This is a genomic window from Streptomyces sp. NPDC002790, from assembly GCF_040295505.1.
Taxonomy (GTDB): Bacteria; Actinomycetota; Actinomycetes; order Streptomycetales; family Streptomycetaceae; genus Streptomyces.
Genome location: NZ_JBEOVM010000203.1, coordinates 1 through 5188, shown reverse-complemented (window position 1 = coordinate 5188; position 5188 = coordinate 1). Strand labels below are relative to the sequence as shown.

General features: G+C 71.9%; 4 protein-coding genes. 1 reads left to right on the top strand and 3 read right to left on the bottom strand.

Annotated features, from left to right (window positions below; genetic code table 11):
• Nucleotides 1-97 precede the first annotated feature (97 nt).
• The 3 genes from ABT004_RS35780 to ABT004_RS35770 form a co-directional block, all read right to left on the bottom strand.
• Nucleotides 98-901 carry an HAD family hydrolase gene (locus ABT004_RS35780; protein ID WP_351345829.1) on the bottom strand — a complete coding sequence of 268 codons (804 nt, stop codon included), beginning with the start codon at nucleotides 899-901 and terminating at the stop codon, nucleotides 98-100.
• Nucleotides 902-1065: 164 nt separating this feature from the next.
• Nucleotides 1066-2268, bottom strand: coding sequence for an FAD-dependent oxidoreductase (locus tag ABT004_RS35775; RefSeq protein ID WP_351345827.1), 1203 nt, complete (start codon nucleotides 2266-2268; stop codon nucleotides 1066-1068).
• Between the two features lie 27 nt (nucleotides 2269-2295).
• Nucleotides 2296-3537, bottom strand: a complete 1242-nt coding sequence (locus ABT004_RS35770) for a carboxylate--amine ligase (protein WP_351345832.1) — start codon at nucleotides 3535-3537, stop codon at nucleotides 2296-2298.
• Between the two features lie 246 nt (nucleotides 3538-3783).
• Here ABT004_RS35770 and fahA point away from each other — a divergent pair, with 246 nt between their 5' ends.
• Entirely contained in the window at nucleotides 3784-5100 is a 1317-nt protein-coding gene (gene fahA / locus ABT004_RS35765; RefSeq protein ID WP_351345825.1) for a fumarylacetoacetase, read from the top strand.
• The last annotated feature ends 88 nt before the right edge of the window (nucleotides 5101-5188 follow it).

The window sequence follows — 5188 nt, the reverse complement described above, 5'->3', positions numbered from 1 at the left end:
CCCGCCGCGGCCCCGCCGGCCCGCGCACGGGGCCGCGCCGCCGCCCCCCGCCGGGGCGCCCCGCCCCCCCCCCCCCCCCCCCTGGCCGGGGGACGGGTTACCGGTAGAGGCGGTCGAGGACCTCCGCCACCCCGTCCGCCTCGTTCGACGAAGTCACCTCGTCGGCGACCGCCTTCAGCTCAGGATGCGCATTGGCCACCGCCACCCCCCGCCCCGCCCACACGAACATCGGCACGTCGTTCGGCATGTCACCGAACGCGATCGTCTCACCGGCCCCCACCCCCAACCTCCGCGCCGCGAGACTCAGCCCCGTCGCCTTCGTCACCCCACGCGGCTGCAGCTCCACCGTCCCGGGCCCGGACATCGTGACGGTCGCGAGCGGCCCCACCGCGGCCCTCGCCACCGCCGCCAACGCGTCGTCGGACAGCGACGGATGCCGCAACAGCACCTTGCTGATCGGCCGCTCCCAGAGCGCCGCCCGCCCCCGCACCCGTACCGCGGGCAGCGTCGGATGCGGCATGAGGTAGCCGGGCTCGATGAGCGTGAGGCCCTCCACCCCGTCCTGGTCGACGGCCGCGTACACCTGACCGACCTCGGCCTCGATCTTCCCGAGGGCCTGCTCGGCGAGGTCCCGGTCGATCGTCAGCGACCACAGCAGCCGGTCCGCCACGCCGTCGTACAGCTGCGCCCCCTGCGCGCACACGGCGAGCCCGCTCCCGCCGAGGTCGTCGAGGATCGGCTTCACGCGGGGCGCGGGCCGCCCCGTCACCACGATGTGCCGCGCGCCCGCGGCGACGGCCGCCGCCAGGGCGTCGCGGGTCCGGTCGGAGACCGTGTCGTCGCCGCGCAGCAGCGTGCCGTCCAGGTCAGTGGCGATGAGTGCATATGCGGGTGCGGGCATGATCCGAAGAATACGGACCGGCCGCGCCCCCGAGCCGTCGAGTACCGGCCACCCTGGCGAGGAACGGCCGGTCACGACGCGGTGATGTCATCTGTTCGGGTTACTTCCCGACAGGGTCAACCGGGTTGAGCACACCGGTAGTTGTCGGTGACACCGGCACCGCCTCACCCGTGCGCCGACGCCAGATGCCCGGCGAGCCGGGGCGAGGCGAACTCCGTGCCGCAGACGAAGCGCATGACGGGACCGTACGAGGATCCGCCCAGCATCCCGGTGAAGTACAGGCCGGGAACGGACGACACATACCCGGCGCCGAGCCGCGGCGTACCCCGGCTGGAGGCGAGCCGCGTGCGCAACCCCTCCCCCAGGAACGGCATCGCCGCCAGGTCCACCCGGTACCCCGTCGCCCCGATGACATGGTCGGCGGACAGGTCGGCGGCGCGGCCGCCTAGCGTCCGCACGCCCAGGACGGGCACGCCCCGGGACACCGTCACCCGCTCGATCCCCGCGATGTCCCGCACCGCGACCTTGCCCTCGAACCGCTCCTTCAGCCACCACGCGCCCAACGGTCCGAGCACCCGCCTGACCAGGAAGTGCCGTGCCTGCGGCGGGAGATGGCGGTACGGGTGCGGGTAGTACGTGAGCGCGTACAACGACCACGCATTGCCGAACGGGGTCTCCGGGCGGAACCTCGGCTGCTGCCACGGCGGCGCCCCGAAGCGGACCCGGCCCCTGCCGCGCGCGACCACCGTCACGCTCGCGCCCGCCTCCGCCGCGAGCGCCGCCGTCTCCAGGGCGGACTGGCCCGCCCCGACGACGATCAGCTCCTTGCCCGCGAACCGGGACAGGTCGTGGTGCTGCGCGCTGTGCGAGACCGGGCCCGTGGGGGCGGGTCCGTCCGGCACGGCCGCGGTGAACTCCCCCGGCAGGTACTCAAGTCCTGACAGGCCGGTGGCGACGACCACCGCCCGCGCCGTGAACTGCTCGCCCGAGTCCAGCTTCAGCTCGAAGCCCTCGCGCCCGCGCCGGTCCACGGAGACCACCCGCACCCGCTCCAGGTCGGGCACCAGCTTCTTCTGGAACCAGTCGCCGTACGCCACGAACGTGTCGGCGGATATCAGGTCCTCGTCCGTGACGAGGCGCTTGATCCCGGCCGCGTCGCAGTAGTCGACCAGCTTGTGTCCGCGCTGCGGCGCGTCGATGTTCGACGCGGACGGCACGGACTTGAGGATCATGCCTTCGGGCATGTGCGAGCGCCAGCTCACCATGGGTTCCCCGAAGACCCTGACGGGTATGTCGCGCGCCCTCAAGTGCGCCGCGGTGGACAGGCCGTAGGGGCCCGCCCCTATGACTGCTACCGGATGATTCACGAAGCCCCTCCCCAGGACGACGACGCGTCATCTACTTCGGCTGCCGCGGCGGTTGGTCCGCCACAGCTGGTACAGATGCCTCGCCCCGGGCCGTACGAGCCGGGCGAGCATCGTGAAGAACGGCCGCGGATCGTCGGCCGCCCACCACGCCAGCTCCGTGCCGCTCGCGCGGGACGGGGCGTGCGGGGTCGTATAGCCGCTGCGCCGGTACGCCAGCAGGGCCGGCAGGTCGATGTTCTCGACGACGTAGCGGTGTCCCGCCCGCTGTTCCCCCTCCGGAACGGTGCGGCCGGTGAGTGCGAGGTGCATGGCACGGACGACATCGACGCCCGCCTCGTTCTCGAAGAGGCGGAACTGGGCGCCCATCCGCGGATTGAAGTCGAGCAGCTTGTACTGTCCGTCGCGCCGGTCGAAGCGCAGGTCGAGGTCGATGATTCCGGTGAAACCGATCTGTTTGATGAAACGTGCGGCGACGTCCGCGAGTTCCGGATTGTCGACGACGTACGCGTTCGCCGTCATGCCCGCGTGCGGCGGCCAGGAGCGGACCTTGACCCCGGTGAACATCGCGAGCGGCGTGGAGTCCTGGTCGAAGTACGCGTGCACGATCCAGTCCTCGGCGTCCTCGCGCGGCAGGTACTCCTGGAGGATCACTCCGGGCTCCTCGCCCCAGTCCAGGGCGAGTTGACGCAAGTCCTCCGGGGTCGCGATCCTCGTGGTCCCGTTGACGGCGGGCCGCGAGCGGCGGGTGAACGCCTCCCGGTTCTTCGCCACGACCGGAAACCGGGCCTTCAGCGCGAACTCCTCGATGTCCGCGTACGAGGCCGGGAACGCGGCCGTCGGCGACGGGATGCCGTGCTCCACGCACAGTTCGTGCAGGCCCTGCTTGCTCGCGAGGCGGCGCGGCAACTCCCGCTCCACCCGCGGGAAGAGCAGGCCCGCACCGGCGAGCGGGTCCTGGTGCTCGGCGATGAGGACCGCGGCCTCCTCGTCGGTCGGGATCAGCACCGTCGGCCGGCCGATCCGGCGGGCGACGCGCAGCAGTCCTTCGACGAGCCGCTCAGGTCCCTCCGTCCCCGTCGTGCGCCACGGAAAGGCCCGGCACAGATAGCGCGAGGCCGCGGCGGGCGTGTACCGGTCCTCGGTGATCGCGTACATCGGCACGCCGAGCCGCCCCAGGCTGCGGATCGCGCCCACCCCTCCGTGGTGCAGCGGGTAGTCGCCGAACTTCACGATCAGGCCCGGGACATCACGGTCCACGGCGAACGGCACGCTTCCGGCACTGCTGACACTCCCGGCGCTCCCGGCCACGGGTCCCCCCACGTGTCCCCCCTCGGACCCGGACCTTGAATACGGGGCCTCAGCCCCGTCCGTGCCCACCGGACAATGACGCTAAGCCGGAACCCACCACTCCATCAACGGGTCATTCGGACATTGCGAACTCTTTAGGCACTGCCGCTCACCGGCACCTCCCACGTAACGTGTGGCGCACCCGAATGGAAAGCGAGGCCCGCAGGCATGGCACCCGCAGGCACCTCCGAGTCCGCGTACGCGTCCGAGCACACCCCGCTCGACGGTCTCGACCCACTCGACCTCCCAGAAAGCCACCCCTTCGGCCCGCACAACCTTCCGTACGGAGTCTTCTCCCTGGGGGACGACACCTCGGGCGACGCATCAGGCGCCTCGGGTGACCGCGGGCGCTCGGTGGGTGTCCGGATCGGGGACCACGTCCTGGACGCGGGCGCCGCCGCCGCGGCCCTCGGCTCCCCGTACGTCACGGTCCTGGCCCGCCCGAGCCTCAACTCCCTGCTGGCCGCCGGTCGTACGACCTGGTCGGACGTGCGCCGCGCCCTGACGGCCTGGGTCACGGTCCCGGCCCACCGCGAGGCCGTCCGCCCCTTCCTGCACCCCCTCTCCTCGGTCACCCTGCACCTCCCGTTCGAGGTCGCGGACTACGTCGACTTCTACGCTTCCGAGAACCACGCCTCGAACCTCGGCCGGCTCTTCCGTCCCGACGAGGAGCCGCTGAAGCCCAACTGGAAGCACCTTCCGGTGGGTTACCACGGCCGCTCCGGCACGGTCGTCGTCTCCGGCACGGACGTGGTGCGGCCCTCGGGCCAGCGCAAGGCCCCGGCCGACGCGGCCCCGGTCTTCGGCCCGTCCGTCCGCCTCGACATCGAGACGGAGGTCGGCTACGTGGTCGGCGTCCCGTCACGGCAGGGCACCTCGGTACCGCTGACGGGGTTCCGGGACCACGTCTTCGGCCTCTGCCTCCTCAACGATTGGTCTGCGCGCGACATCCAGAACTGGGAGACGGTGCCGCTCGGCCCGCATCTCGGCAAGTCGTTCGCGACGTCGATCTCCGCGTGGATCACGCCACTTGAGGCCCTGGACGCGGCCCGTGTGCCCCCGCCGGAGCGGACGGTGCCGCTGCTGCCGTACCTGGACGACACGGGTGCGGACGCCGCCGACGAACCGGCCGGCTACGACCTCCACATCACGGTCACCCTCAACGGCCAGGTCATCTCCGAACCCCCCTTCTCCGGTATGTACTGGACGGGCGCCCAGATGCTCGCCCATATGACGGTGGGCGGCGCCTCCCTGCGCACCGGCGACCTCTACGGCTCGGGCACGATCAGCGGCACGGAGGACAACGAGCGCGGCTCCCTCATCGAGATCACCTGGAACGGCCAACAGCCCCTCGACCTCCCCACCGGCAAACGCGGCTTCCTGGAAAACGACGACGTAGTCACCCTCACCGCCTGGGCCCCCGCCCCGTCCGACTCCCGCATCCACCTGGGCGAGGTCACGGGCCGCATCGTGGCTGGGGCCTGACGCCGGCGCCGCGGCACCGCCTAAAAGATCGGGGCTCTGCCCCGGACCCCGCGCCTCAATCGCCGGCGGGGCTTGATCTATCAAGCCC